Source organism: Actinoplanes sp. CA-142083, from assembly GCF_050942195.1.
Classification (GTDB): Bacteria; Actinomycetota; Actinomycetes; order Mycobacteriales; family Micromonosporaceae; genus Actinoplanes.
Map to the genome: position 1 here is coordinate 2088334 of NZ_CP192076.1, position 24117 is coordinate 2112450.

Genomic DNA, 24117 nt, shown 5'->3' on the forward strand with positions numbered 1-24117 from the left:
CCGATCCCGGTGAACGAGGCGGTCGAGCTCGGCTTCAGCCCGTGCGGCCTGTGCCGCCCGGTCGACCGCCTCGTCGCCGCCGCTGCCCGGCGCTGACCGCCAAACGAGCCACTTGCCGCTGCCCCACCACGCCCGTCATCTGCACAATGAGGCATGGTCACGCGTCGCCCTCCCGAACCCGAAGGCCTGTCCGTCGCTGTCCGGGTGCGGCCGGGCGCCGGGCGAAACCGGGTGGGTGGCCGCTATGAGGGGCCGCACGGGCCGGCGCTGATCGTCGCCGTGAGCGCGCCGGCGGTCGACGGGAAGGCCACCGAGGCGGTGCGGCGGGCGCTCGCCGCCTCGCTCGGGCTGCGCGCCGCCGAGGTGGAGCTGCGCCTCGGCCGCACCAGCCGCGACAAGGTCTTCACCGTGCCGGCGGCCGACGAGCTCCGCGCTCGTCTGGCCGTCCTGCGTGACGGCCCGCCAACCCCGTGACGGGGCATCTCGACCTCGCGCTGCTCATCGGCGCCCTGGTGCTGCTGGTGGCGGTGGCCGCGGTGCGCCTGTCCACCCGCCTGGGCCTGCCCAGCCTGCTCGTCTACCTGGCGCTCGGGATGGTCATCGGCGAGGCCGGCTTCGGCATCCGCTTCGACGACGCCGAGCTCACCCGGACGCTCGGCTTCTGCGCGCTCATCGTGATCATCGCGGAGGGCGGGCTGACCGCGCGGTGGAGCACGCTGCGGCCGGTGCTGGGGCTCAGCGCCTCGCTGGCGACGATCGGCGTCGTGGTGAGCATCGTGGTGGTCGGCGCGTGCGTACACCTGATCTTGGGTCTGAATTGGCGATTGGCGCTGCTTTACGGCGCCGTGCTCTCCTCGACCGACGCCGCCGCGGTCTTCGCGACCCTGCGCCGGCTGCGGCTGCCGCCGCGGCTCGTGGCCACCCTGGAAGCGGAGTCCGGCCTCAACGACGCGCCGGTGGTCCTGCTGGTCGTGCTGCTGAGCGCGACCGGGGTGGCCGCGCACCCCTGGTGGTACGAGGTCCTGATCGTCACCTACGAGCTGGCCGCCGGCGCCGCGATCGGGCTGGCCGTGGGCGCGGCCGGGCGGTGGACGCTGCGGCACGCGGCGCTGCCCTCGGCCGGGCTCTACCCGATCGCGGCGGTCGGCCTCACCGTCCTCGCCTACGCGGCCGGCGCGGTCGCCCACGCCTCGGGCTTCCTCGCCGTCTACGTGGCCGGGGTGATGCTCGGCAACGGGCGGCTGCCGCACCGCCGGGCCGTCCTCGGGTTCGCCGACGGCCTCGCCTGGGTGGCGCAGATCGGCCTGTTCGTGCTGCTCGGCCTGCTCGCCTCGCCGGGCCGGCTGGGCGGCGCGCTGGTGCCGGCCGTGGTCGTGGGGGTGGCCCTGGTGCTGCTGGCCCGGCCGCTGTCGGTGATCGTGGCGGCGGTGCTGGCCCGCCCGTTCCGCGGCCCCCGCCGGCCCGGCAACCGGGTGGGCTGGCGGGGCACCGCGTTCCTCTCCTGGGCCGGCCTGCGCGGCGCGGTGCCGATCGTGCTGGCCACGATCCCGCTCTCGGCCGGCACGCCCGGCGCGAACGGCCTGTTCGACGCGGTCTTCGTGCTGGTCATCATCTTCACCCTGCTGCAGGCCAGCACCCTCGGGCCGGCCTCGCGCCTGCTGCGGGTCACGGCGCCGCACGAGCCGGCCGAGATCCACGTGGAGACCGCGCCGCTGGAGAACATCGCCGCCGACCTGCTCCAGCTGGACGTGGCGCCGGGCTCCCGGCTGGCCGGGGTCTACATCGACGAGCTGCGCTTGCCGGTCGGGGCATCGGTAACCCTGGTGGTGCGCGACGGCGCCGGCTTCGTGCCGGGTCCGGACACCCGCTTGCGTACGGGAGACGCCCTGCTCATCGTGACGACGGCCGCCGTGCGGGACATCGCCGAGCGGCGGCTGCGCGCGGTCAGCCGCCGGGGCCGGCTGGCTCGCTGGTTCGGCGAGGAGGGACGCGAGGAGCCGGCCGGCCAGTGAATCGGGAACGGTAAGGTATCCGACTGGGAGATTTATGACCTTTACTCCCGCTAGATCGGAAGCACTTGTTGTCGCTGCCGGATACGTTCCGTATCCTTGCCACCCTCCGGAGTGCGCGGCTGTCGGTTCAGCCGCGCCATTTGTGCAGGTGGGGCAAGATCTACGGGTCCGTGCACCACCGTCGCGGTCGGGGGGCCGCGGCCGGCACGACAAAGGGACCCTGCCCCGGGTCCGAAGACCGCTGATCGCCGCGCCGGGGGGTGTGGCTGAGGGAGCGACCATGGCCAAGGCAACCAACACCGGCACCACCACGACCGCCAAGGCCGCGACGAAGCGGACGCGCTCATCGGCCGAGACGGAGAAGATCCGCGTGGCGCTGGTGGAGCGCCGCGACGAGTTGCAGAGCGAGTACGACAACTCGCTCAGCGAGCTCACCGAGCTGCAGCGCGACCGGCTCGCCGACTCGGCCGGCGACGACCAGGCGGACACCGGCACCAAGACGTTCGAGCGTGAGCAGGAGATCACTCTCGCGAACAATCTGCGGGACCGGATCACACAGGTGGAACGCGCCATCGACCGGCTCGGGGAGGGCAACTACGGTTGGTGCGAGCGGTGCGGCAACCCGATCCCGGTCGAGCGACTGGCGGCATTCCCCTCCGCTACCCTCTGTGTGTCCTGCAAGCAGCTGGAGGAACGACGCTGAACGCCGACGAGGCAACAACGGCCGCGGTGGAGCCGGAGCCGGGTCGCCGCCCCGGGTTCAGCGGGCGTGCCGTCGTGGTGCTGGGGCTCACCGCCGCGATCGCGGTGGCGCTCGACCAGTGGGTCAAGTGGCTGAGCACCGAGCACCTGACCGAGGGCGAGCCCGTGCGCATCCTCGGTGGCCTGATCTACCTGTCGCTGCTGCGCAACAGCGGGGCGGCGTTCAGCCTGGGCAGCGACCACACCTGGGTGTTCCCGGTGATCACGCTGGTGGTGATCGGCTGGATCACCTACATGGCGACCCGGCTGCGCTCGATCCCGTGGGCGATCTCGCTGGGGCTGGTGCTCGGCGGCGCGTTCGGCAACCTCGCCGACCGGCTGTTCCGCGCGCCCGGCCCGTTCCGCGGCCATGTGGTCGACATGCTCAGCGCCTTCGCGCCGTACGGGGAGAAGTTCGCGGTGTTCAACATCGCCGACAGCTGCCTCACCGTGGGCGTCATCCTGGCCGTGCTCCTCGAGCTCACCGGGCGCCAGCGGGACGGTCGTCGTGTCGTACGGAAAAAGCCGGAGGTGGCGTGAGCGAGCGCACCGAGCGCGAGTTGACCGCCTCGCGTGACCAATCGCCCGAGGGCCACGAGTCCACGCCCAATGGGACAGCACAGTGACCCAACGCTCCCTGCCGGTGCCCGACGGGTTGGACGGCATGCGGCTCGACCAGGCCGTGTCCCGGCTCTTCGGGCTCTCCCGCACGGCCGCGGCCACCCTGGTCGAGGCCGGTGACGCGCTGGTCGACGGCTATCCGCGGCCCAAGTCCGACAAGGTCAGCGCCGGCTCCTGGCTCGAGGTCACGCTGCCCGCGCCGGCCTCCGCGCCCACCGTCGTGGCCGAGCACGTCACCGGGCTGAGCATCGTCTACAGCGACGACGACATCGTGGTGGTGGACAAACCGGTCGGCGTGGCCGCGCACCCGAGCCCCGGCTGGACCGGCCCGACCGTGGTCGGCGGCCTGGCCGCGATGGGGCAGAACGTCGCGACCAGCGGCGCGGCCGAGCGGCAGGGCATCGTGCACCGGCTCGACGTCGGCACCACCGGGCTCATGGTGGTGGCCAAGAGCGAGCTGGCCTACAGCGTGCTCAAGCGGGCCTTCAAGGAGCGCGAGGTCGACAAGCGGTACCACGCGGTCGTCCAGGGCCATCTCGACCCGCTGCGCGGCACCATCGACGCGCCGATCGACCGGCACCCGACCGCCGACTACAAGTACGCGGTGATGTCGACCGGCAAGCCGAGCGTCACCCATTACGACACGATCGAGGCGTTCCGCTCGGCCAGCCTGGTCGACGTGAAACTCGAGACCGGGCGCACCCACCAGATCCGGGTGCACTTCTCGGCGCTGCGCCACCCGTGCGTCGGCGACCTCACCTACGGCGCCGATCCGACCCTCGCGGCCCGGCTGAAGCTGAACCGGCAGTGGCTGCACGCCCGAGAATTGGGGTTCCTCCACCCCCGAACGCACGATGAGGTTCGGTTCATCAGCGATTACCCTGACGACCTGAAGTACGCGCTGGACGTCCTTCAGGACGCGAGCTGACCTCGGGAGCAATGTCAGGTGGGACCCGCGGAGCGTGTGCGGGGACCGGTGGCCGGCGCGGCCGTGCTGCGGGCCGTGATCGGGCTCGCCGTCGTCTCGGCCTTCGCGCTGCTGCTCGCGGCGATCTGGGTCAGTCAGCATGACGACGCCTCTCCTTCGGAAAATCCCGGCGATCTCGTACGGGTCGGGGTCGTCCAGGGTCAGTCCGTGCCCGGATATCTGGACCACGCGCGCGAGGAGCTCTCGGCGCTGACCGACCCCTCCGCGCCGGCGGCCGGCGACACCTGGGCCCTGGTGAGCCTCACCAACTACGTGACGCCGGGCGCGCTGCCCGCGCTGCTCGACGGCGCGGGGGTGGCGCAGGTCTACACGCGCGTGCCGCTGGCCGGCAAACACACCCAGGTGGTGCGGATCCCGGTCTACCGGCTGCCCGCCGACGTCATGTCCGGCATGCTCGACGCGGCGCTGCAGCGCGACCAGGAGAAGGCCGAGTACCTCCAGCTCGGGCGGCGGCTCACCGGGGACGACGCGAACGTGGCGCGGGCCCGCCGGGCGTACGAGTCGGCGGCCGCTCAGGCGGGGGCCGAGGCCGACGCGTACCGGTCGGGATGTGCCTGTGTCTTCGCGGCCGTGATCCGCGCCGCCCCGGCCGCGTTGCAGGTGGTCGCGGACAGGCCGGGCGTGCGAGGGGTCGACCCCGCGCCCGAGGTGCGACGGCTGGATCACACGGAGTTCCGGCCGCCGCTGCCCGAGCAGGACGGGACGATCCCGGCGGAACCGAGCGGATCTCCGATTCCTGTGCCAAACGCCGGTTCAGCCATTGCCTCCCGGACGCCCGCGCCGATACTGTCTTCGTCCGGGCTCCCTGTGACATCTGACTCACCGGCGAGTCCCGAACCCTTGCCCGATCCTTCTGCCGCAACGTCGTCCGCAACAGATGAGAGTGCTGATCCAGCACCTCGAGAGCCGTCCGCCCGTTAGTTCTCTCGTCCGCGAAACGTACGGATGGCCACTCGATCACGACCGTGGCGCGGAAGTTCGATCAAGGAGAATGACCGGGGATGGTCGGTCGGGCAGTGGCCCGAATAGGGTTCGCTCCGTAGCCTGTCATGGGCGACGAGGCAGCCGTGGGCATCACCAGTTTGGCAGGGAGGACGAGCCGTGGATGGGACCGAGACCGGCTGGGGCCGGCCTGCGGAACCAGCCCCGCGTTGGCGGGCGCTGCTCGACCGGGCACGGCACGGACGTGCCACCGGCGACGAGCAGGCCGAGTCGGAGCGGGAGGCGCCGCCGCCGTCCCAGCAGCAGCAGTTCGGGCAGCCGTTGCCGCGGCGGCCCTACAACCCCCTGGATTCCCGCGCGCCGCAGCACGCGCCGTCGTATGAGCAGCCCGCTTACGAGCAGCAGCCGCGCCAGCCGATGCCGCCGCGGCCGCCGATCAATCCGCTCGACCCTCGTCATCAGGGGCGAGCCGCGGCCGCCCCGCCGCCTCCGGCTCCCGCGCCCGCCCCGGCTCCGCCGGTCGAGCAGCCGCACAGTTACTTCAGTCCGTCGCCCGCTCCCGCGCGTCCGGCGCCGGTTCCCCCGGCTCCGGCTCGTGACTACCCGCAGATCCGAGCCAGCGCGGCCGCGCCGGTCCGGCCGCCCGCGCCGGCTCCCGCGCCCGCGCCGACCTCTCCGGCCGGCGCGCGGATCGAGTGGCGGCAGACCCAGCCCGACAACGAGTTCGAGCGGGCCGTGGCGGTGCTGCGGCGCAAGCTCGGCAAGCCGCGCGTGCTGGCCTTCGCCAACCCCAAGGGCGGCGTGCACAAGACCACCGCGACCGTGCTGGCAGCGGCCACCATCGGCAGCGTCCGCGGCCGCGGCGTGCTCGCCTGGGACGACAACGAGCTGCGCGGCACGCTCGGCCTGCGGGCCGGCAGCGCCCGGCACGCCCGCACCATCAAGCACCTGCTGGCCGACCTCATGCAGATCGAGGCGCTGCACGGCGACGGGCTGCTGTCCGAGCTCGACAGCTACCTGCGGCACGCCTCCGACGGGTCGTACGACGTGCTCGCCGGCGAGGAGAACCCGCGCTTCGCCCAGCGGCTCGACCAGGGCACCGTGCGCCGGGTGATGGACCTGCTGCGCCGCACCCACGACGTGATCTGCGTCGACACCGGCAACAACGTGGAAAGCGTCAACTGGCAGACCGTGATGCGCCAGGCCGACCAGCTGGTGATCACCACGGTGCCGCGCGAGGACGCCGCGTTCACCGCCGACTGGATGCTCGACGTGCTCGACGAGAGCGGCATGGGCGACCTGGTCTCCAACGCCGTGACGTTGATCTCGTGCCCGTCGCCGGGGCCGCTGCCGATGCTCAACGACTTCGCCAAGCATTTCGCCACCCGTACGCGTGGGGTGGCGATCGTGCCTTACGACCCGTCGCTCGAGGTGGGCTCGTCGATCGAGTATCAGGATCTCCAGCCGGAGACCAAGCAGGCGTGGTTGCGGGCCGCCTCGATGATGATCGAGCCGTTCGCGGAGTGACCCGTGTTTCTCTCGATTCTTGTCGGAGGGTCGGACTAGAGTCGCTCGCGTCATCACAACTGCGCTTCCAAGGCGGCTTCGCCGCACTGCGAGGCCAAAATATGAAGGGGGCCCGGGGTGTCTGACTCGTTCGTGCATCTCCACGTGCACACCGAGTATTCGATGCTCGACGGGGCCGCCCGGGTCAAGGAACTTCTCGCCGAGGCGTCCCGGCTGGGCATGCCCGGCGCGGCGATCACCGACCACGGCAACATGCACGGGGCGTACGACTTCTACACCCAGGCCAAGGCGGCCGGGATCACGCCGGTGATCGGCGTCGAGGCGTATGTGGCGCCCGAGTCCCGCCTCGACAAGGCGCGCATCAAGTGGGGCCGGCCCGAGCAGAAGGGCGACGACGTCTCGGGTAACGGCGCCTACACCCACATGACGATGTGGGCGCGCAACGCGGTCGGCCTCAAAAATCTTTTCCGGCTCAACTCGCGCGCGTCGATGGAGGGCCAGCTCGGTAAGTACCCGCGGATGGACTTCGACATCATCGCGGAGCACGCCGAGGGGATCATGGGCACCACCGGCTGCCCGTCCGGCGCGGTGCAGACCCGCCTGCGGCTCGGCCAGTTCGACGAGGCGCTCAAGTCCGCCGCGAGGTACCAGGAGGCTCTGGGGAAGGACAACTACTTCCTCGAGATCATGGATCACGGCCTCTCGATCGAGAAAAGGGTCCGCGACGGCCTGCTCGAGATCGGTAAGAAGCTCGGTATCCGGCCGCTGGTCACCAACGACTCGCATTACACGTACGAGGAGCAGTCGGCGGCCCACGACGTGCTGCTCTGCGTGCAGACCGGCAGCAACGTCGCCGACCCCAACCGGTTCCGCTTCGACGGCAACGGCTACTTCGTGAAGTCGGCCGACCAGATGCGCGCCGTCGACTCCTCCGAGGCGTGGCAGGAGGGCTGCCGCACCACGCTGCTGGTGGCGGAGAAGGTCGACACCGAGGGCATGTTCACCTTCAAAAACCTGATGCCCCGGTTCCCGATCCCCGACGGGTACTCCGAGGAGGAGTACTTCCGGCACGTCGCGTTCGAGGGCCTGCGGGCGCGATTCCCGGGCGGCATCCCCGACACGCACATCAAGCAGGCGGAGTACGAGCTCGGCGTCATCATCCAGATGGGCTTCCCGGCGTACTTCCTCGTGGTCGCCGACTTCATCCAGTGGTCCAAGCGCAACGGCATCGCGGTCGGTCCCGGCCGTGGCTCGGCGGCGGGCTCGCTCGTGGCGTACGCGATGGGCATCACCGACCTCGATCCGCTCCCGCACGGCCTGATCTTCGAGCGGTTCCTCAACCCCGAGCGCATCTCGATGCCCGACGTCGACATCGACTTCGACGAGCGCCGGCGCGGCGAGGTCATCAAGTACGTGACCGACCGCTGGGGCGAGGACAAGGTCGCGCAGATCGCCACCTTCGGCACGATCAAGGCGAAGGCCGCGATCAAGGACGCGGCCCGGGTGCTCGGCTTCCCGTTCGCGGTCGGCGACCGGATCACCAAGGCGATGCCGCCCGACGTGATGGGCAAGGGCATCCCGCTGTCCGGCATCTTCGACAAGGAGCACAAGCGGTACAGCGAGGCGGGCGAGATCCGCACGATGTACGAGCAGGACCCCGACGTCAAGAAGGTGATCGACACCGCGCGCGGCATCGAGGGCCTGATCCGGCAGACCGGCGTCCACGCGGCCGGCGTGATCATGTCGGCCGAGCCGATCATCGACCACATCCCGCTGATGCGCCGGCCCGCCGACGGCGTGATCATCACGCAGTTCGACTATCCGACGTGCGAGACGCTCGGCCTGCTCAAGATGGACTTCCTGGGCCTGCGAAACCTGACGATCCTCGACGACGCGGTCAAGAACATCAAGCTCAACCACAGCATGGAGATGGACCTGCTGCAGCTGCCGCTGGACGACCCGGCGGCGTACGAGCTGCTGGCGCGCGGCGACACGCTCGGCGTGTTCCAGCTCGACGGCGGGCCGATGCGGTCGCTGCTGCGGCTGATGAAGCCCGACAACTTCGAGGACATCTCCGCGGTCCTGGCGCTGTACCGTCCTGGCCCGATGGGCGTCGAGTCGCACACCAACTACGCGCTCCGCAAGAACAAGCTCCAGGACATCACTCCGATCCACCCCGAGCTCGAGGAGCCGCTGCGCGAGATCCTCGAGCCGACGTACGGCCTGATCGTCTACCAGGAGCAGGTGCAGCGCGCCGCGCAGATCCTCGCCGGGTACACGCTCGGCCAGGCCGACCTGCTCCGCCGGGCGATGGGTAAGAAGAAGAAGGAGATCCTCGACAAGGAGTTCGGCCCGTTCCAGCAGGGCTGCATCGAGCACGGTTACTCCAAGGAAGCGATCCAGGCGGTGTGGGACGTGCTGGTCCCGTTCGCCGGGTACGCGTTCAACAAGGCGCACTCCGCGGCGTACGGGCTGGTGTCGTACTGGACGGCCTACCTCAAGGCGCACTACCCGGCCGAGTACATGGCGGGTCTGCTCACCAGCGTCGGCGACGACAAGGACAAGATGGCGATGTACCTGGCCGAGTGCCGGCGCATGGGCATCCAGGTCCTGCCGCCCGACGTCAACCAGTCCGCCGGGCCGTTCACCCCGGTCGGCAAGGACATCCGGTTCGGCCTCGCCGCGGTCCGCAACGTCGGGCACAACGTGGTCGACGCGATCGCCCGCTGCCGCAAGGAAAAGGGCGAATATCAGGACTTCTACGACTTCCTGTCCAAGGTCGACGCGGTCGCCTGCAACAAGAAGACGATTGAATCCCTGATCAAGGCCGGGGCGTTCGACTCGATGGGGCACAGCCGCAAGGGCCTGCTCGCCGTGCACGCCGAGGCGATCGACGCGTACGCGGATGTGAAGCGCAACGAGGCGGCCGGCCAGTTCGACCTGTTCGGGGCGTTCGGCGACACCGAGGGCGGTAGCGCGGCCACGGTCGCGATGCCGACGATCGGCGACAGCGAGTGGGACAAGCGCGACAAACTGGCCTTCGAGCGGGAGATGCTCGGCCTGTACGTCTCCGACCACCCGCTGGCCGGTCTCGAGCAGCTGCTGGCCAACGCGGCCGACACGTCGATCGCGGCGCTCAACGAGGAGGGGTCGGTCCCCGACGGGCAGGTCGTCACGCTCGCGGGCATCCTGACCGGCGTGCAGCGGCGGATCACCAAGCAGGGCCGGGCATGGGCGTCGGCGACGCTGGAAGACCTGGCCGGCGGGGTGGAGACGCTGTTCTTCCCCAACACGTACGAGGTGATCGGGCAGTACATCGCCGAGGACGCGATCGTGGTGGTCAAGGGCCGGGTCGACCGGCGCGACGACACCCCGCGCATCATGGCGATGGACATGAGCCTGCCCGACATCAGCCACAACCCCGACAGCAAGCCGGTCACGCTGACCATGCCGATCACCCGGTGCACGCCGCCGTTGGTGGCCGAGCTCAAGGAGATCCTCTCCAGCCACCCCGGCGACTCCGAGGTGCACGTCCACCTGCAGAACGGCAGCCGCACCACGCTGCTGCGCCTCGGCGCCGTCCGGGTGGCCCCGACGCCGGCGCTGCGCGCCGACCTCAAGATGATCCTCGGCCCGTCCGCAGTCGCCTGACGTTGTTTCCCCAGGTGAGAGCGGCGGTCCGGGGTCACGGCGGACGCTGGTCGCCGCGACCTGGCAGGATCGTAGGGTGAACCCGAGTCAGGAGTCGGCCCGGAGCCCGGAGCCGGCGCAGCCTTCCGGCCCGCCTTCGGCCCAGCCTTCCGGCCGGCCGCTGGCACAGCCTTCGGGGCCGCCGGTGGCGCGGCCCTCCGGCCCGCCGCCGGCGCACCTCTCCGGCCCGCCGTCAGGGCAGCCTTCCGGGCCGCCGCCGGCGCACCTCTCCGGCCCGCCGTCAGGGCAGCCTTCCGGCCCGCCGCCGGCCGACCCGACGGCCGACCCCGGCGCTTACGGTGCCCCGCTCGGCGGGGCGAGCACCACCGGCGGCTCAGCGGCAACTGGCGGTGGCGGCTCTTTCGAGGCAGGGGACGGCAGCTCCGTTGTCGCGGCCGGTTCCTCGGCCGATGGCTCGCCCGCCGGGGAGATCCCCGCCTCGGGCACCTCGGACGCTTATGGGCTTCCCACCGCGGGCGGCGGGTATGAGCTGGCGCATCCCACCGGGCCGGAGGCAAGCTTCGCGTCGAAGTGGTGGGGGCTGGGCTCGGCGCCGCGGCGGCCGTGGAAGCGGACCGCGCTGGTTGCGGTGTTGAGCGCGGTGGTCATCTTCGCGCTGGGCGGGCCGCTCGGCTTGCTCTGGGCGTGGATCGCGCCGAGCGTTCCGGTGGTCGCCACCGGCCAGAACATCGTGGTCAACGACCCGTCCCCCGAGGAGTACATCGCCGCCGACGGCTGGTACACGCTGCTGGGACTCGGCTTCGGCATCCTCGTCGCGGTGATCGCCTGGCTGGTCCTGCGGCGCGATCGCGGCCCGTTCCTGCTCCTCGGCGTCATCGTCGGCACGCTCGGCGCCGGCTACCTGCTGGCCCCCTGGGTCGGCGAGATGATCGGCAAGAGCGCCTACGAGCAGTGGCGCGAGACCGCCGTACGCGGCGCGACCTACCTGGCGCCGCCCGAGGTGCACTCCACCGGCCCGATGCTGGTGCCCGCCTTCGCGGCCGCGATCGTGCTCACCTTGCTGGCCGGCTGGTCCAACGACCCCGACCTCGACGAGCCCGGGGCCAAGCCCGGCTACGGCCCCAACGCGGCAGCCCACCACGGCCCACCACCGCCGTGGCCAGGCGTCCCCGAGACCGAGTCACCCGACCACGCGCTCAGCGTCCCCGTGCATCCCGAGGCCGGCCACGCGCTCAACGGGCCGGAGCTTCCCGGCGCCGGCCACGCGCTCAGCGGGCCGGAGCTTCCCGGCGCCGGCCATGCGCTCAGCGGGCCCGAGCATCCCGATGCCGGCCACGCGCCGGGTGGGTCCGAGCATTCGGAGGCCACGCCGGAGCCGCCGCGCACCTGACTCGCCCCGCGATCTTGATGACCTGCTGCGCGGGGCGTGCGGGAAATCATCGATGGTGAATTGCCGCGCGTGCCTGTGCGGCCGTGCTTCGCGGGCTTCTCCCCGATCTTGATTAGGTGCTGTTCGTTGCGAACGGCGATTCATCAGGGCGCGGCGGGGCGAGCGTCACGGCGCGGAGGGACGTCATGGCGCGGGCTGCGAGCGTCATTGCGCGGCGGGGGCGTCAGTGCGAGACGCGGCGTCAGGGCGTGGCGTCAGCGCGCCGCGGGGCGCGCGGCGGGGGCGCGCGGGGGCGCGGCGGGGGCGCGCGGCGGGGCGCGGCGGGGGCGCGGCGGGGGCGCGGTGTTGGGTTTGGTCAGTTGGGGCTGGCGGGGCGGGCCAGGTCGGAGAGAGGGACCGGGACCGCGCGTACCTTGGCGAGGAGGCCGGCCTCGCGGTTGAGCAGTTTCAGCTCTGCGCGCAAGCGGGTGGCGGTGTCGGGGGCCGCCAGGAGTAGCTGGCGCTCGTCGGTGGTCAGCTGGGCCGTGGCGGCGATCAGGTGGGAGAGGACCGTGGGGTCGCCGGGGACGGTGTCGATGACCTCGGAGTCGGGGCGTAGCAGGTCCAGGTAGGTGCGGAACGCCGCCAGCGCCCGGGGGGCCAGCTGGGCGGCGGTCTCGTCAGGGGTCTCGTCGGGGAGCCACTCGACCTTGGCGGTCAGGTAGGGCTCCTCGCCCTGGCGGATGTCGACGAGCGTGAAGCGGCGGCGGCCGACGGTCATGATGTCGAAGCGGCCGTCGGGGAGCTCGGTGACCTGGCGCAACTCGGCGGTGCAGCCGACCGGATAGAGGTCGTCGAGCTTGACGGGCGGGGGCTCGGGGGCCGGGCCGTCCTCGGCCTCGGGCGACGGCGCCTCGACGCCGCGGCGCAAGGTGACCACGCCGAACTCGTGCGGGCCGTCCTCGGGGCTGGCCACGAGCTCGCGCACCAGCGACCGGTAGCGCTCCTCGAAGATGTGCAGGGGTAGCACAAGCCCGGGAAACAGCACCGTACCCAGGGGGAACACCGGTAGCCGCTCACTCACCAGCCCAGCCTATCGGCACCCCGACCATGGTCAACCCGTCCGGGACGGGTCGGGGAGGCGCGTGGAAGTGATCACCATCTCAAGGCCTGGGCCGCGCTGTGGCCGCGGCGGAGATCACCAGGTCGCCGCCTAGAATTGGCGCGTGCTGAATCGGACTGACCTGCGTGGGTCCCAGAGGGATCCCCGAGGACTGCTGCCCCGTGCCCGGCTCGACGTCTCCGCTGCCGTCGAGCAGATTCGACCCACTGTCGACGCGGTCCATCAGCATGGCTTCGGCGCGATCAAGGAGGCCACGACCAGGTTCGACGGTGTCGAGATCGAGCGGCTGCGCGTGCCGCGGGAGGCCATCGCCGCGGCGGCCGAGAGCCTCGACCCCGAGGTCCGGGCGGCGCTGCTCGAGTCGATCAAGCGGGCCCGCAAGGTGCACGCCGACCAGCGCCGGCAGGACGTGACGACCCGCGTGGTCGACGGCGGCACGGTCACCGAGCGGTGGGTGCCGGTGAGCCGGGTGGGTCTGTACGTGCCGGGCGGCCTGGCCGTCTACCCGTCGACCGTGGTGATGAACGTGGTTCCCGCCCAGGAGGCAGGCGTCGAGGGTCTCGTCGTGGCCAGCCCGCCGCAGAAGGAGAACGGCGGCCTTCCCGACTCGCGAGTGCTGGCGGCCTGCGCGCTGCTCGGCGTCGACGAGGTCTACGGCGTCGGCGGCGCCCAGGCGATCGCGATGCTGGGCTACGGCTCCGATGGGGTGGACGACGAAGACCGGTGCGAGCCGGTGGATGTCATCACCGGCCCGGGCAATATCTGGGTGACGGCGGCCAAGCGGCTGCTGCAGGGCGTCGTGGGCATCGACGCCGAGGCGGGGCCGACCGAGATCGCGATTTTGGCCGACGAGACGGCCGATCCCCGGCATGTGGCGGCCGATCTGATCAGCCAGGCCGAGCACGATCCGATGGCGGCCAGCGTTCTGGTCACCGACTCCGAGGCGCTGGCCGCGGCGGTCGAGGCCGAGCTGACCCGGCAGGTGGCGTCGACCAAGCACGAGCAGCGGGTGCTGACCGCGCTCACCGGTGAGCAGTCCGGTGTGGTGCTGGTCGACGATCTGGAGCAGGGGTTGCGGGTCGTCGACGCGTACGCGGCGGAGCATCTTGAAATCCAGACGCGCGACGCGCGGCAGTGGGCCATGCGGGTCCGCAACGCCGGCGCGATTTTCGTGGGTGCCTGGTCGCCTGTTTCGCTGGGTGATTACGCGGCGGGCTCCAACCACGTGCTGCCCACCGCGGGCTGCGCGCGGCACTCCTCAGGCCTGTCGGTGCAGTCGTTCCTGCGCGGCATCCACGTCGTCGAGTACGACGAGGCCGCGCTGCGTGACGTCGCCGGCCACGTGGTGGCGCTGGCCAACGCCGAGGATCTCCCCGCGCACGGGGACGCCGTGAAGGTGAGGTTCGCCCAGTGAACGCGAAAGACGCCACCGGCGCCGGAGAGGCCGAGGCCGGCGCGCGAAAGGCCAGGGCCGGTGGGGGAGAGGCCGGGGCCGGCGCGGGGAAGACGGGGGCGATCAGCATCGACGATCTGCCGATTCGGGATGATCTGCGCGGGCAGTCGCCCTACGGTGCGCCGCAGCTTGATGTCGCGGTGCGGCTGAACACCAACGAGAACTCGTATGCGCTGCCCGACGAGGTCACCGAGGCGATCGGCAAGGCGCTGCAGGCCGAGCTGCGCGATCTCAACCGCTACCCGGACCGGGACGCGGTGGCGCTGCGCACCGACCTGGCCGACTATCTCGGCCACGGCCTGGCCACGGCCAACCTCTGGGCCGCCAACGGGTCCAACGAGGTGCAGCAGCAGTTGCTGCAGACGTTCGCCGGGCCGGGTCGCTCGGCGCTGGGCTTCGGGCCCTCGTATTCGATGCATCCGCTGCTCGCCCAGGGCACCGGCACCCGGTGGATCGCCGCGCTGCGTGACCCGGATTTCGGGCTCACCCCGGCGGCGGCCCGCGAGCAGCTCGCGCTGCACGACCCCGACCTGGTGTTCCTCTGCTCGCCGAACAATCCGACCGGCACCGCGCTGGACCCCGAAGTGATCACCGAGGTGCTGGCGAACGCGCGCGGCATGGTGATCGTCGACGAGGCTTATGCGGAGTTCGCGCGCGAGGGCACGTCCAGCGCGCTCGCCCTGATCGCCGGCCACCCGCGGCTGGTGGTGACCCGGACGATGAGCAAGGCGTTCGGGTTCGCGGGCGGCCGCCTCGGCTATTTCGCGGCACACCCGGCGGTCGTGGACGCCGTTCAGCTGGTGCGGCTGCCGTACCACCTGAGCTCTTTGACGCAAGCGGCCGCTCGCGCCGCACTGGCGCAACGTGACGCCCTGCTCGCGACCGTGGAGGCGATCAAGGAGCAGCGTGACCGCATTGTGGTCACGCTGCGTTCGCGCGGCTTCCGGGTCGCGGACAGCGACGCCAACTTCGTGCTGTTCGAGGTCGGCGGCGACCAGAAAACCGCTTGGCAGCGACTGCTCGACCGGGGTGTATTGATCCGCGATGTCGGCCTGCCGGGCTGGCTGCGGGTGACCGCCGGAACCCCCTCGGAGACCGAAGCGTTCCTGGAGGCTTTGAAGTGAGCCGCACCGCGCGCGTCGAGCGCGTCACCAACGAGACCAAGGTGTACGTCGACATCGATCTCGACGGCACCGGCAAGGGCGACCTGAGCACGGGGGTCGGCTTCTACGACCACATGCTCAACCAGCTCGCCAAGCACGGCGGGTTCGACCTGACCGTGCGCACCGAGGGTGACCTCGAGATCGACGCGCACCACACCATGGAGGACACGGCCATCGCGCTCGGCGAGGCATTCTCGCGCGCGCTGGGCGACAAGGCGGGCATTCGCCGGTACGGGTCGGCCACGATCCCGATGGACGAGGTGCTCTGCCGCGCGGCCGTCGATCTCTCCGGGCGGCCCTATGTGGTGCACGACGAGCCCGAGCTGGCGCCGTACATCGGGCCGGTCTACCCGACCAGCATGACGCGGCACATCTTCGAGTCGTTCGGCTTCGCCGCCAAGGTCACCCTGCACGTCAGCGTGCTCCGCGCGGCCCGCGACGGCGGCAAGCCCGACGCGCACCACGTGGTGGAGGCGCAGTTCAAGGCGTTCTCCCGGGCGCTGCGCGAGGCCGTCGAGATCGACCCGCGCAACGCCGGCGCGCTGCCGTCGACGAAGGGCGTGCTCTGATGGCCGTCGTGCTGTTCGTCGTGGCCGGCTTCCTGGTCGGCGGCGTGATCCAGCTGATCAGGTCGGGTGCCACCAAGTTCAGCGTCGGCGTGGTGGGCGTGCTCGCGGCGCTGGCCGTCGCGGGCGGCGTCGCCTGGCTGTTGCCGTCATGACCACGGTGGTGGTGCTCGACTACGGGTCGGGCAATCTGCGCTCGGCGGAGCGGGCGGTGGCCCGCACCGGGGTGGAGGTGACGGTGACCAGCGATCTCGGGGCCGCCGCGGCCGCCGACGGTCTGGTGGTGCCGGGTGTGGGCGCCTACGCAGCGTGCATGGCCGGCATCGAGGAGCTCGGCGCCGGCCCGATGATCGCCGAGCGTGTGCGGAACAACCAACCGGTTCTCGGCGTCTGCGTCGGGATGCAGATCTTCTTCGACTCCGGCGTCGAGCACGGCGTGGAGACGAAGGGGCTCGGCCTGCTCCCGGGCGTGGTCACCAAGCTCAAGGCGGAGCGGATCCCGCACATGGGTTGGAACACGGTCGACATTCCGGAAATGTCCGAAATGCTCAAGGGAGTGGGACCGGATACGCGGTTCTACTTCGTCCACTCGTACGCGGCCTCGGATCTTGATGTGTTGCAGCGAGCCGGCGCCAAAGTGACCACCGCGACCCACGACGAGCCCTTCGCGGCCGCGGTCGAGCTCGGCAGCCTGTCGGTCGCGCAGTTCCACCCGGAGAAATCGGCGGACGCGGGCTACGCGCTGCTGCGCAACTGGGTCGCCGGGCTGTAGCGGCCGGTGTCCAAGGAGCGTGCGAAGAGGCGCGCCGAACGGCTCGCCGTGCAGGAGCGGGAACGGGAGGCCCGCGCCCGCAAGGATGCCCGCCGGCAGCGTCGCCGTGCCCTGACCCGGAGGATGACCCCGCGGATCGGCCGGCCCGGACGGATCTACCGGCGCAGTCGCGGCGAGCGGATCGGCATCGTGCTGGTGCCGCTGATCGCCGCCGCCGCGGTCTGGCTGTTCGTGCCCGACCTGGCGCTGCGCATCGTGCTCACCATCGTGATCGTCATGGCCCTGCCGGCCCTGGTGGTCGTGATCTTGGGCAAAAAGGCATAAAGGCATAAAGGAGAAATGCAGTGACCCTCGCTCTGTTGCCCGCCGTCGATGTCGCGGAGGGCCAGGCCGTCCGGCTCGTGCAGGGCGCCGCCGGTTCGGAGACCGCCTACGGCGACCCGCTCGACGCCGCGCTCGCCTGGCAGAACGACGGGGCCGAGTGGGTGCATCTGGTCGACCTGGACGCCGCCTTCGGGCGCGGCTCCAACGCCGGCCTGCTCGCCGACGTGGTGCGCCGCCTCGACGTGAAGGTCGAGCTCTCCGGCGGCATCCGCGACGACGCCTCGCTGACCCGCGCCCTCGCGACCGGCGCGGCCCGGGTCAACATCGGCACCGCGGCGCTCGAGGACCCGGAGTGGTGCGACCGGGTGTGCGGCGAGTACGGCGACCGGGTCGCGATAGGGCTGGACGTGCGCGGCCGGACGCTGTCGGCGCGCGGGTGGACCCGCGACGGCGGCGACCTGTACGAGGTGCTGGCGCGGCTCGACAAGGCGGGCGCGTCCCGCTACGTCGTCACCGACATCACCAAGGACGGGACGATGAAGGGCCCGAACCTGGAGTTGCTGCGCGAGGTGTGCGCGGCCACCGACAAGCCGATCATCGCGAGCGGCGGGGTGTCCACGCTGGACGACCTGCGGGCGCTGGCCACGCTCGAGCCGGTCGGGGTTGAGGGGGTGATTGCCGGGAAGGCGCTTTACGCCGGCGCGTTCACCGTGCGTCAGGCCCTCGACGCGCTCGCCTGACGCCACGAGTCCCGTAGCGCCTGCTCGGCGGCCTTGATCGCCGGGCGGGCCGCGGCCGCCTCGCGCCAGGCGATCACGACGCGCCGGCGCGGCTCGGGGGTGAGCCGCACGATCCGGACGCCTTCCGGCAGCTGCGGTGGACGGGCCAGCCGCGGGATGACCGCCACCCCCAGCCCGGCCGCGATCAGCGTCAGCTGCGTCTCGAACTCGCCGACGTGGAAGTCGGGCTGCACGCCCGGCTGCACCCGGAGCAGCCACTCGTGGCAGATGTCGCCGGCCTTCGCGGAGATCCACCGCTCGTCGCGGCACTTGGCTAGCGTCGTCGTGCCGGTCAGCCGGTGCCCGCTCGGTACGATCAGGTCGGCGACGTCCCAGCCCAGCTCGACGTGCGTGATCCCGGCCGGGTACCGCAGCGCCACCTCGGGCCAGTCGTCGAGCACGGCCAGGTCGACGTGCCCGCGGTGCAGCGCCTCGAGCCCCTCGTGCGGGTTCGCCTCGATCAGCCCGGTGGTCAGCTGCGGGTGGTCGGCGGCCAGCCGGTGCAGCGCCCACGGCAGCAGCGCCCGGCACGCGGTCGCGAACGCCGCCACGGTGAGCCGGCCGGTCACCGTGTCGCGGTGCGCGGCGAGCGCCGACTCCGCCTCGTCGACGGTGGCGAGGACCCGCTCGGCGTGCTGCGCGAGGATCCGGCCGGCCTCGGTGAGCCGCAGGCCCCGCCCGTCCTTCTCGACGAGTGTGGCGCCGGTCTCGCGCTCGAGCTTGGCGAGCTGCTGTGACACCGCCGACGGTGTGCAGTGCAGCGCCTCGCCGGCGGCCAGGACGGTCTTGTAGCTGGCCACGGCGTGCAGCGCCCGCAGCCGACCGAGGTCAATCATGTAGCGACCCTACATTGTCGCTGTAGCACTATTCGATAGTGCTTAATCGTAGAAGGCCGCAGGCTCGATGGTGTGAGACCTCGTGACCTTGCGCTGGCCGTCGCCGTCATGGCGATCTGGGGCGTCAACTTCGTCGCCATCGAGACCGGCCTCGACCATTTCCCGCCGCTGCTGTTCAACGCCCTGCGCTTCATGCTCGCCGCCTTCCCCGCGATCCTGTTCGCCGGCCGCCCGCAGGTGCCGTGGCGCTGGATCGTCGCCACCGGCGTGATCCTCGGCGTCGTGAAGTTCTCGCTGCTCTTCGCGGGCATGGCGGCCGGGATGCCGGCCGGGCTGAGCTCGCTGGTGCTGCAGAGCCAGGCCGTCTTCACCGTGCTCTTCGCCGTGTTCCTGCTCCGCGAGCGCCCGCGCCGCCTCCAGATCGGCGGCCTCGTGGTGGCGGTCGCCGGCGTGTGCGTGGTGGCGACCGGGCTGGGCGCGAACCTCGGCGCCTTCCTGCTGATCATCGGAGCGGCCGCGGCGTGGGCGCTGTCCAACATCGTCACCCGTAAGGCCGCGCCGCCCGACACGCTGCGCTTCATGGTGTGGGCGAGCGCCGTCGCGTCGGGCCCGCTGGTCGTGCTGTCGTTGCTCGTCGACGGTCCGTCGGCCGACGTCTCCGCGCTGCGCGCGATCGACGGCGAGGCCGTCATGGCTCTGCTGTGGGTCGCGCTGATCTCGACACTCGCGGGATTCGCGGGCTGGGGTTTCCTGCTGCGACGGTACGGCGCGGCCACCGTCGCCCCGTTCTCGATGTTGGTCCCGTTCTTCGGCATCGCATCGGCCGCCCTGGTCCTCGGCGAGCCCATCCACACCGTCGACCTGATCGGGGGCGCCCTGGTGATCGGCGGCATCCTGATCGGGCTGGTCCCGGAGCGGCAACTACGCTTGGCGCATGACGGTGGCGGTGCGCGTTATTCCCTGTCTCGACGTTGACGCGGGGCGGGTGGTCAAGGGGGTCAACTTCGTCGACCTGCGGGACGCGGGGGATCCGGTGGAGCTGGCCGCCGCCTATGACGCCGCCGGGGCCGATGAGCTGACCTTTCTCGACGTGACCGCCTCGTCCGACGACCGGGGGACCATGCTCGACGTGGTGCGGCGGACAGCGGAGAGCGTCTTCATCCCGCTGACCGTGGGTGGCGGGGTGCGGTCGGTCGAGGATGTCGACGTGCTGCTGCGGGCCGGGGCCGACAAGGTCGGGGTCAACACGGCGGCGATCAACCGGCCGGCGCTCATCAGCGAGATCGCCGAGCGGTTCGGCAACCAGGTGCTGGTGCTGTCGCTGGACGTGCGGCGGTCGGCGGAGCAGCCGAGCGGGTGGGAGGTCACCACGCACGGCGGGCGGCGCAGCGCGGGGCTGGACGCGATCGAGTGGGCCCGGACGGTGGCCGAGCTGGGGGCGGGGGAGATCCTGCTCAACTCGATGGACGCGGACGGGACGAAGGCGGGCTTCGACATCGAGCTGATCCGGGCGGTGCGGGCCGTGGTGGACATTCCGGTCATCGCGAGCGGGGGAGCGGGCGCGGTCGAGCACTTTCCGCCGGCGGTGGCGGCGGGGGCCGACGCGGTGCTGGCGGCCAGCGTCTTCCACTTCGGAGACCTCAGCATCGGCGAGGTCAAGGAGAGCCTGCGGGCGGCCGGCAACCCGGTCCGCTGAGAGCCGGCGCCAGGTCCGGCGCGGCGCCGGCGAGAGGTCCGGCGACGCCAGGCGCGGCGCCGGCGAAAGGTCGGGCGAAGCCTGGCGCGGCCCAGAGGTCACGCGAGGGCCCGCGGGGGAGCGTCAGCGGCCGTCGGCCAGGCGCAGCGAATACTCGCGGAGGGCCGCGTTGTAGGTCGGCTCGTCGAGCACCCACTCCGAGTCGCCGGGGGTGCTAGCACGATTTAGCTGCGCCTGGAGAGTCATCACGGCCGACGACAGGCCGCTGAACGGGCGGGTGCGCCAGAGTTGCTCACCGGCCGGCGCCACCTCGACGAGGTCATCCTCGACCACGAGCAGGCCGGCGCCCGCGAGACGCCGTACGGAATCCTGAAGCTCTTGCCTTGTCGGCACGGCGTGGTGGAGGAAGTCGGCCGCGGCCAGCACGTCGGCGAGACTCGCCCCGGTGATCGGCAGGGCGGCGTGGGCGGCCCGGTCACGCTCGAGGCGCTCGGCGATGACCGCGGACACGAAGATCCAAGCGTCGTTCCACTGCCAGCCGCCAGCCCCCATGCGGCAATGATGCCGCGTCACCGCCCCGCTCGGAAGCAAATGTGGCCGGATGATCACGTACCTGTGTCAGTCCACAGCAGACGTATGCAAGTTGCGCGTTTCGGGGACCGTGCACAGCGGCAGGAAGACGTGAACCAGCGGGCCGATGCAGAGGGCGTAGGCGATCGTGCCGATGCCGACGGTGCCGCCGAGAAGGATGCCGACGCCGAGGACAAGAAGCTCGATAGTGGTACGAACCAGGCGGATCGACAGGCGGGGGAAGCGGCGCACGATGCCGGTCATCAGGCCGTCGCGCGGGCCAGGGCCCATCCGGGCGCCGATGTAGAGGCCGGTGGCGAGGCCGTTGATCAGGATGCCGCCGACCAGATAGGCGACCCGGGCGGGGATGCCGTCACCCGAAGGCAGTACGGCCAGCGCGCCGTCGACGACGAAGCCGATCACCACGAGGTTGGCGATGGTGCCGAAGCCCGGCTTCTGGCGCAGCGGGATCCACAGCAGCAGGATCGGGATGCCGAGCAGGATGACGACCCAGCCGAAGCTGATGCCGGTCACCTTGGACAGGCCCTGGTGCAGCACGTCCCAGGGATTGAGACCCAGGGCGGACTCCACCATGAACGCCATGCTCACCCCGTACAGGATCAGACCCGTGAAAAGCTGGATGAGACGACGATCTCCGTTGCGCACGAAACCCATGGATGCCACTCTGAAGGCCAATTTGAGGATGATGTAGAGCCAATTCGCGGGAGGTGGCTGTGACGAGCTCGGTACGAGGGGTCCAACTGGCTCGCCTGCTCGGTCAGTGGCATGCGCTGCCGGGTCGGCACCGCAGCCCGGATTACGCCGCCCTGGCCGCCGCCGTCCGTGGCCTACTCTCCGACGGGCGGCTGCCGCTCGGCGTGCGACTTCCCGCGGAGCGGGAACTGGCCGAGGCCCTCGGCGTCAGCCGCACCACCGTGAGCGCCGCGTACCGCGCGCTCCGCGAGACCGGCCACCTCACCAGCCGGCGCGGCGCCGGGAGCTGGACCACCCTGCCGCAGGGCCACCGGGTGGCCACCTCCGGCCTGTGGGCGGCCGGCGACGACGGCGATGTGATCGACCTGGGCGTGGCCGCCTCCCCGGCCCCGGACGAGCTGATCGGCGCGGCCCGCGCCGCCGCCGACGACCTGCCGCGCTACCTGGGCAGCGCCGGGTACCACCCGACCGGGCTGGTCGAGCTGCGCGAGGCGGTCGCGGCCGGCTACACGGCGCGGGGCGTGGCCACCTCGGCCGAGCAGATCCTCATCACCGCCGGCACCCAGCAGGCGCTCGACCTGGTGTTGCGGCTCTCGGTGCCGGCCGGCGCGCCGGTGCTGGTCGAGTCGCCGACCTATCCGAACGCGCTGGCCGCGCTCTCCGCCCGCCGCGCCCGGATCAGCACCCACGGCCTCGACGCGGCCACCGGCTGGGACGGCGAGCTGCTGCTCGGTGCGCTGCGGCAGGGAAGGCCGCGCGTCGCGTACGTGATCCCGGAATTTCAGAATCCCACCGGCCACCTGATGGATGCCGCGTTGCGGGAGCGCCTTGTCGCGACGGCGCACTCGGCGGGCACCGAGCTGATCGTGGACGAGTCCTTCGTGGATCTGTCGCTCGACGGCGCCGAGATGCCGCCGCCGGTGGCCGTCTTCGACCGGCACTCGCGGGTCGTGTCGATCGGCGGGATGAGCAAGGCCTACTGGGGTGGCCTGCGGATCGGGTGGGTGCGCGCGTCGGCGCCGCTCGTGCAGCGCCTCGCCGCGATCCGGGTCGGCGTCGACATGGCCAGCCCGGTGCTGGAGCAGTTGGTGGCCGTGCGGCTGCTCGCCCAGGCCCCGCAGATCGTGGCCGCCCGCCGCGCCCAGCTGCGCGGCCGCCGCGACGCGCTGCTCGCCGCGATGCGCGACCACCTGCCCGAGTGGAGCGTCACGGTGCCGGCCGGCGGGGTGATGCTCTGGGCCGAGCTGGACGGGCCGATCTCCAGCGCGCTCTCCCGCGCCGCCGAGGACGTGGGGGTCCGGCTCGCTCCGGGACCCCGTTTCGGCCTCGACGGCACGCTCGAGCGGTTCCTGCGGCTGCCGTTCGCGCTCGACGAGGAGACCCTCGCCGAGGCGGTGAAGCGGATCGCGTCGGTGCGCTACGACCTCGACCGCGGAGCGCGGCCGGCGTGGCGTACGCCCGCGGTCATCGCGTGAGCCAGGCGCCGTCGCGCATCAGCAGGCGGTCGGGGATCTCGTTCTCCTCGCGCCAGGCCTGGATCTTCGCCGGCTTCAAGGCGAGGAAAACGTACGAGTCGCCGGCCTCGCGCGGGTCCCAGTCGCTCTGCTCCGCGTAGGCCTCGCCGATCTTTCCGGACGCGGTGACGGGAATGCTCTCGTCGAGCACCGCCTCGATCAGCACCACGTCGCGGGTGGGGCCCAGCCCGACCCGGGCCCGCCCACTCGCGGCGATGTTGCGCGCGGTAGGCGAGCGCCGGGCCGTGGCCAGGATGATGCGCTCCTCGAACCAGGCCAGCGTCAGCGGCACGAGGTAGGGCTCCCCCTCGGCCGCCGTCGCCACCCAGCAGTCGGCGACCGGCGCGGCCAGCCGGGCGAGCACGTCGGCCTTGCGCTCGGCTTGTCCCCGGGGGTCAGGCATCTGAGCCCTGGAACAGGCCGATGATGTTGCCGTCCCCGTCGCGCAGGTGCGCGGTGAGCCCGCCACCCCCGACGTCGCGCGGCTCCTGCTCCACGGTCGCGCCCGCCGCCGTCAGCGCCGTGACGGTGGCGTTGATGTCGTCCACGTGGAAGTACGTGATCGGCCCGGTGGCGAGGTCGCCGTGCGGGTTGAGACCCACTTCAGGCGAGCCCTCGGGGCGGAACCCGACATAGTAGGGCGAGGACATGTACGGCTCGGTGCCGAGCAGCTTGGTGTAGAGCGCGGTCGCGGCGTCCAGGTCCTTGACCGGGACGGTGATGGTGCGGATAGCCATGGGATCCTCCCTCTGTCAC

At 71.6% G+C, this 24117-nt stretch carries 25 protein-coding genes; 19 read left to right on the plus strand and 6 right to left on the minus strand.

Annotation, left to right across the window (positions count from 1 at the left end):
* Positions 1-153: 153 nt before the first annotated feature.
* The 9 genes from ACQPZX_RS09985 to ACQPZX_RS10025 all read left to right on the plus strand — a co-directional run bounded on the left by ACQPZX_RS09985 (position 154) and on the right by ACQPZX_RS10025 (position 11872).
* The gene (locus ACQPZX_RS09985; RefSeq protein WP_433377510.1) at positions 154-474 is read left to right on the plus strand and encodes a DUF167 domain-containing protein; all 321 of its coding nucleotides are present in this window, start codon (positions 154-156) and stop codon (positions 472-474) included.
* Positions 471-2012, plus strand: coding sequence for a potassium/proton antiporter (locus tag ACQPZX_RS09990; protein WP_433377513.1), 1542 nt, complete (start codon positions 471-473; stop codon positions 2010-2012). Before ACQPZX_RS09985 ends, ACQPZX_RS09990 begins: the two co-directional genes overlap by 4 nt.
* A gap of 280 nt (positions 2013-2292) precedes the next feature.
* Positions 2293-2715 (plus strand): TraR/DksA family transcriptional regulator, encoded by a 423-nt coding sequence (locus ACQPZX_RS09995; protein WP_433377516.1) that lies wholly within the window; start codon positions 2293-2295, stop codon positions 2713-2715.
* Entirely contained in the window at positions 2616-3293 is a 678-nt protein-coding gene (gene lspA / locus ACQPZX_RS10000; RefSeq protein ID WP_433377519.1) for a signal peptidase II, read from the plus strand. Before ACQPZX_RS09995 ends, lspA begins: the two co-directional genes overlap by 100 nt.
* Before the next feature lie 124 nt (positions 3294-3417).
* Positions 3418-4302 carry an RluA family pseudouridine synthase gene (locus ACQPZX_RS10005; protein ID WP_433385155.1) on the plus strand — a complete coding sequence of 295 codons (885 nt, stop codon included), beginning with the start codon at positions 3418-3420 and terminating at the stop codon, positions 4300-4302.
* A gap of 18 nt (positions 4303-4320) precedes the next feature.
* Entirely contained in the window at positions 4321-5283 is a 963-nt protein-coding gene (locus tag ACQPZX_RS10010) for a hypothetical protein (protein ID WP_433377522.1), read from the plus strand.
* Positions 5284-5463: 180 nt separating this feature from the next.
* Positions 5464-6831, plus strand: a complete 1368-nt coding sequence (locus tag ACQPZX_RS10015) for a MinD/ParA family ATP-binding protein (RefSeq protein ID WP_433377525.1) — start codon at positions 5464-5466, stop codon at positions 6829-6831.
* A gap of 117 nt (positions 6832-6948) precedes the next feature.
* On the plus strand, positions 6949-10482 hold the full coding sequence (gene dnaE, locus ACQPZX_RS10020) for a DNA polymerase III subunit alpha (protein WP_433377528.1): 3534 nt from the start codon (positions 6949-6951) through the stop codon (positions 10480-10482).
* A 76-nt stretch (positions 10483-10558) separates the two neighbouring features.
* Positions 10559-11872 (plus strand): hypothetical protein, encoded by a 1314-nt coding sequence (locus tag ACQPZX_RS10025; protein WP_433377531.1) that lies wholly within the window; start codon positions 10559-10561, stop codon positions 11870-11872.
* 355 nt (positions 11873-12227) lie between these two features.
* Here ACQPZX_RS10025 and ACQPZX_RS10030 read toward each other — a convergent pair whose 3' ends face one another.
* The gene (locus tag ACQPZX_RS10030) at positions 12228-12935 is read right to left on the minus strand and encodes an LON peptidase substrate-binding domain-containing protein (protein ID WP_433377534.1); all 708 of its coding nucleotides are present in this window, start codon (positions 12933-12935) and stop codon (positions 12228-12230) included.
* 142 nt (positions 12936-13077) lie between these two features.
* Here ACQPZX_RS10030 and hisD point away from each other — a divergent pair, with 142 nt between their 5' ends.
* From hisD to priA, 7 genes are all read left to right on the plus strand, one after another.
* Positions 13078-14388 (plus strand): histidinol dehydrogenase, encoded by a 1311-nt coding sequence (gene hisD, locus ACQPZX_RS10035; protein WP_433377537.1) that lies wholly within the window; start codon positions 13078-13080, stop codon positions 14386-14388.
* A 101-nt stretch (positions 14389-14489) separates the two neighbouring features.
* Entirely contained in the window at positions 14490-15551 is a 1062-nt protein-coding gene (locus tag ACQPZX_RS10040; protein ID WP_433385158.1) for a histidinol-phosphate transaminase, read from the plus strand.
* Complete coding sequence (gene hisB / locus ACQPZX_RS10045; protein ID WP_433377539.1) at positions 15548-16159, plus strand: imidazoleglycerol-phosphate dehydratase HisB; 612 nt, start codon at positions 15548-15550, stop codon at positions 16157-16159. The genes ACQPZX_RS10040 and hisB overlap by 4 nt, the downstream gene beginning before the upstream one ends.
* Complete coding sequence (locus ACQPZX_RS10050) at positions 16159-16311, plus strand: hypothetical protein (protein ID WP_433377542.1); 153 nt, start codon at positions 16159-16161, stop codon at positions 16309-16311. Before hisB ends, ACQPZX_RS10050 begins: the two co-directional genes overlap by 1 nt.
* Positions 16308-16928: an imidazole glycerol phosphate synthase subunit HisH gene (gene hisH / locus ACQPZX_RS10055; protein ID WP_433377545.1), complete on the plus strand. Its 621-nt coding sequence runs from the start codon at positions 16308-16310 to the stop codon at positions 16926-16928. Before ACQPZX_RS10050 ends, hisH begins: the two co-directional genes overlap by 4 nt.
* A 6-nt stretch (positions 16929-16934) precedes the next feature.
* Complete coding sequence (locus ACQPZX_RS10060) at positions 16935-17252, plus strand: hypothetical protein (protein WP_433377548.1); 318 nt, start codon at positions 16935-16937, stop codon at positions 17250-17252.
* A 20-nt stretch (positions 17253-17272) separates the two neighbouring features.
* Positions 17273-17992 carry a bifunctional 1-(5-phosphoribosyl)-5-((5-phosphoribosylamino)methylideneamino)imidazole-4-carboxamide isomerase/phosphoribosylanthranilate isomerase PriA gene (priA, locus tag ACQPZX_RS10065; protein WP_433377551.1) on the plus strand — a complete coding sequence of 240 codons (720 nt, stop codon included), beginning with the start codon at positions 17273-17275 and terminating at the stop codon, positions 17990-17992.
* Here priA and ACQPZX_RS10070 read toward each other — a convergent pair.
* Positions 17968-18867 carry a LysR substrate-binding domain-containing protein gene (locus tag ACQPZX_RS10070; RefSeq protein WP_433377554.1) on the minus strand — a complete coding sequence of 300 codons (900 nt, stop codon included), beginning with the start codon at positions 18865-18867 and terminating at the stop codon, positions 17968-17970. The two genes, priA and ACQPZX_RS10070, sit on opposite strands and share 25 nt — an antisense overlap.
* Before the next feature lie 72 nt (positions 18868-18939).
* Between ACQPZX_RS10070 and ACQPZX_RS10075 the strand changes: the two genes are divergently transcribed.
* Together ACQPZX_RS10075 and hisF are read left to right on the plus strand one after the other, a co-directional pair.
* The gene (locus tag ACQPZX_RS10075) at positions 18940-19842 is read left to right on the plus strand and encodes an EamA family transporter (protein WP_433377557.1); all 903 of its coding nucleotides are present in this window, start codon (positions 18940-18942) and stop codon (positions 19840-19842) included.
* A complete protein-coding gene (hisF, locus tag ACQPZX_RS10080) occupies positions 19802-20563 on the plus strand; it encodes an imidazole glycerol phosphate synthase subunit HisF (protein WP_433377559.1) in 762 nt (253 codons plus the stop codon). The genes ACQPZX_RS10075 and hisF overlap by 41 nt, the downstream gene beginning before the upstream one ends.
* A 123-nt stretch (positions 20564-20686) precedes the next feature.
* Here the strand turns inward: hisF and ACQPZX_RS10085 are convergent, their stop codons facing one another.
* Complete coding sequence (locus ACQPZX_RS10085; RefSeq protein ID WP_433377562.1) at positions 20687-21115, minus strand: hypothetical protein; 429 nt, start codon at positions 21113-21115, stop codon at positions 20687-20689.
* A gap of 66 nt (positions 21116-21181) precedes the next feature.
* Complete coding sequence (locus ACQPZX_RS10090) at positions 21182-21808, minus strand: YczE/YyaS/YitT family protein (protein ID WP_433377565.1); 627 nt, start codon at positions 21806-21808, stop codon at positions 21182-21184.
* A gap of 59 nt (positions 21809-21867) precedes the next feature.
* Between ACQPZX_RS10090 and ACQPZX_RS10095 the strand changes: the two genes are divergently transcribed.
* Positions 21868-23322 carry a PLP-dependent aminotransferase family protein gene (locus ACQPZX_RS10095; RefSeq protein WP_433377568.1) on the plus strand — a complete coding sequence of 485 codons (1455 nt, stop codon included), beginning with the start codon at positions 21868-21870 and terminating at the stop codon, positions 23320-23322.
* Here the strand turns inward: ACQPZX_RS10095 and ACQPZX_RS10100 are convergent.
* Positions 23312-23764: a pyridoxamine 5'-phosphate oxidase family protein gene (locus tag ACQPZX_RS10100; RefSeq protein ID WP_433377571.1), complete on the minus strand. Its 453-nt coding sequence runs from the start codon at positions 23762-23764 to the stop codon at positions 23312-23314. The genes ACQPZX_RS10095 and ACQPZX_RS10100 overlap by 11 nt on opposite strands.
* Complete coding sequence (locus tag ACQPZX_RS10105) at positions 23757-24098, minus strand: VOC family protein (RefSeq protein WP_433377574.1); 342 nt, start codon at positions 24096-24098, stop codon at positions 23757-23759. Before ACQPZX_RS10105 ends, ACQPZX_RS10100 begins: the two co-directional genes overlap by 8 nt.
* Positions 24099-24117: the final 19 nt, after the last annotated feature.

Coding starts and splice junctions, on each gene's coding strand:
- ACQPZX_RS09985 (WP_433377510.1), top strand. CDS start 154: ATGGTCACGCGTCGCCCTCCCGAACCCGAAGGCCTGTCCGTCGCTGTC.
- ACQPZX_RS09995 (WP_433377516.1), top strand. CDS start 2,293: ATGGCCAAGGCAACCAACACCGGCACCACCACGACCGCCAAGGCCGCG.
- ACQPZX_RS10005 (WP_433385155.1), top strand. CDS start 3,418: ATGCGGCTCGACCAGGCCGTGTCCCGGCTCTTCGGGCTCTCCCGCACG.
- ACQPZX_RS10050 (WP_433377542.1), top strand. CDS start 16,159: ATGGCCGTCGTGCTGTTCGTCGTGGCCGGCTTCCTGGTCGGCGGCGTG.
- hisH (WP_433377545.1), top strand. CDS start 16,308: ATGACCACGGTGGTGGTGCTCGACTACGGGTCGGGCAATCTGCGCTCG.
- ACQPZX_RS10070 (WP_433377554.1), bottom strand. CDS start 18,867: ATGATTGACCTCGGTCGGCTGCGGGCGCTGCACGCCGTGGCCAGCTAC.
- hisF (WP_433377559.1), top strand. CDS start 19,802: ATGACGGTGGCGGTGCGCGTTATTCCCTGTCTCGACGTTGACGCGGGG.
- ACQPZX_RS10085 (WP_433377562.1), bottom strand. CDS start 21,115: ATGGGGGCTGGCGGCTGGCAGTGGAACGACGCTTGGATCTTCGTGTCC.
- ACQPZX_RS10090 (WP_433377565.1), bottom strand. CDS start 21,808: ATGGGTTTCGTGCGCAACGGAGATCGTCGTCTCATCCAGCTTTTCACG.
- ACQPZX_RS10100 (WP_433377571.1), bottom strand. CDS start 23,764: ATGCCTGACCCCCGGGGACAAGCCGAGCGCAAGGCCGACGTGCTCGCC.
- ACQPZX_RS10105 (WP_433377574.1), bottom strand. CDS start 24,098: ATGGCTATCCGCACCATCACCGTCCCGGTCAAGGACCTGGACGCCGCG.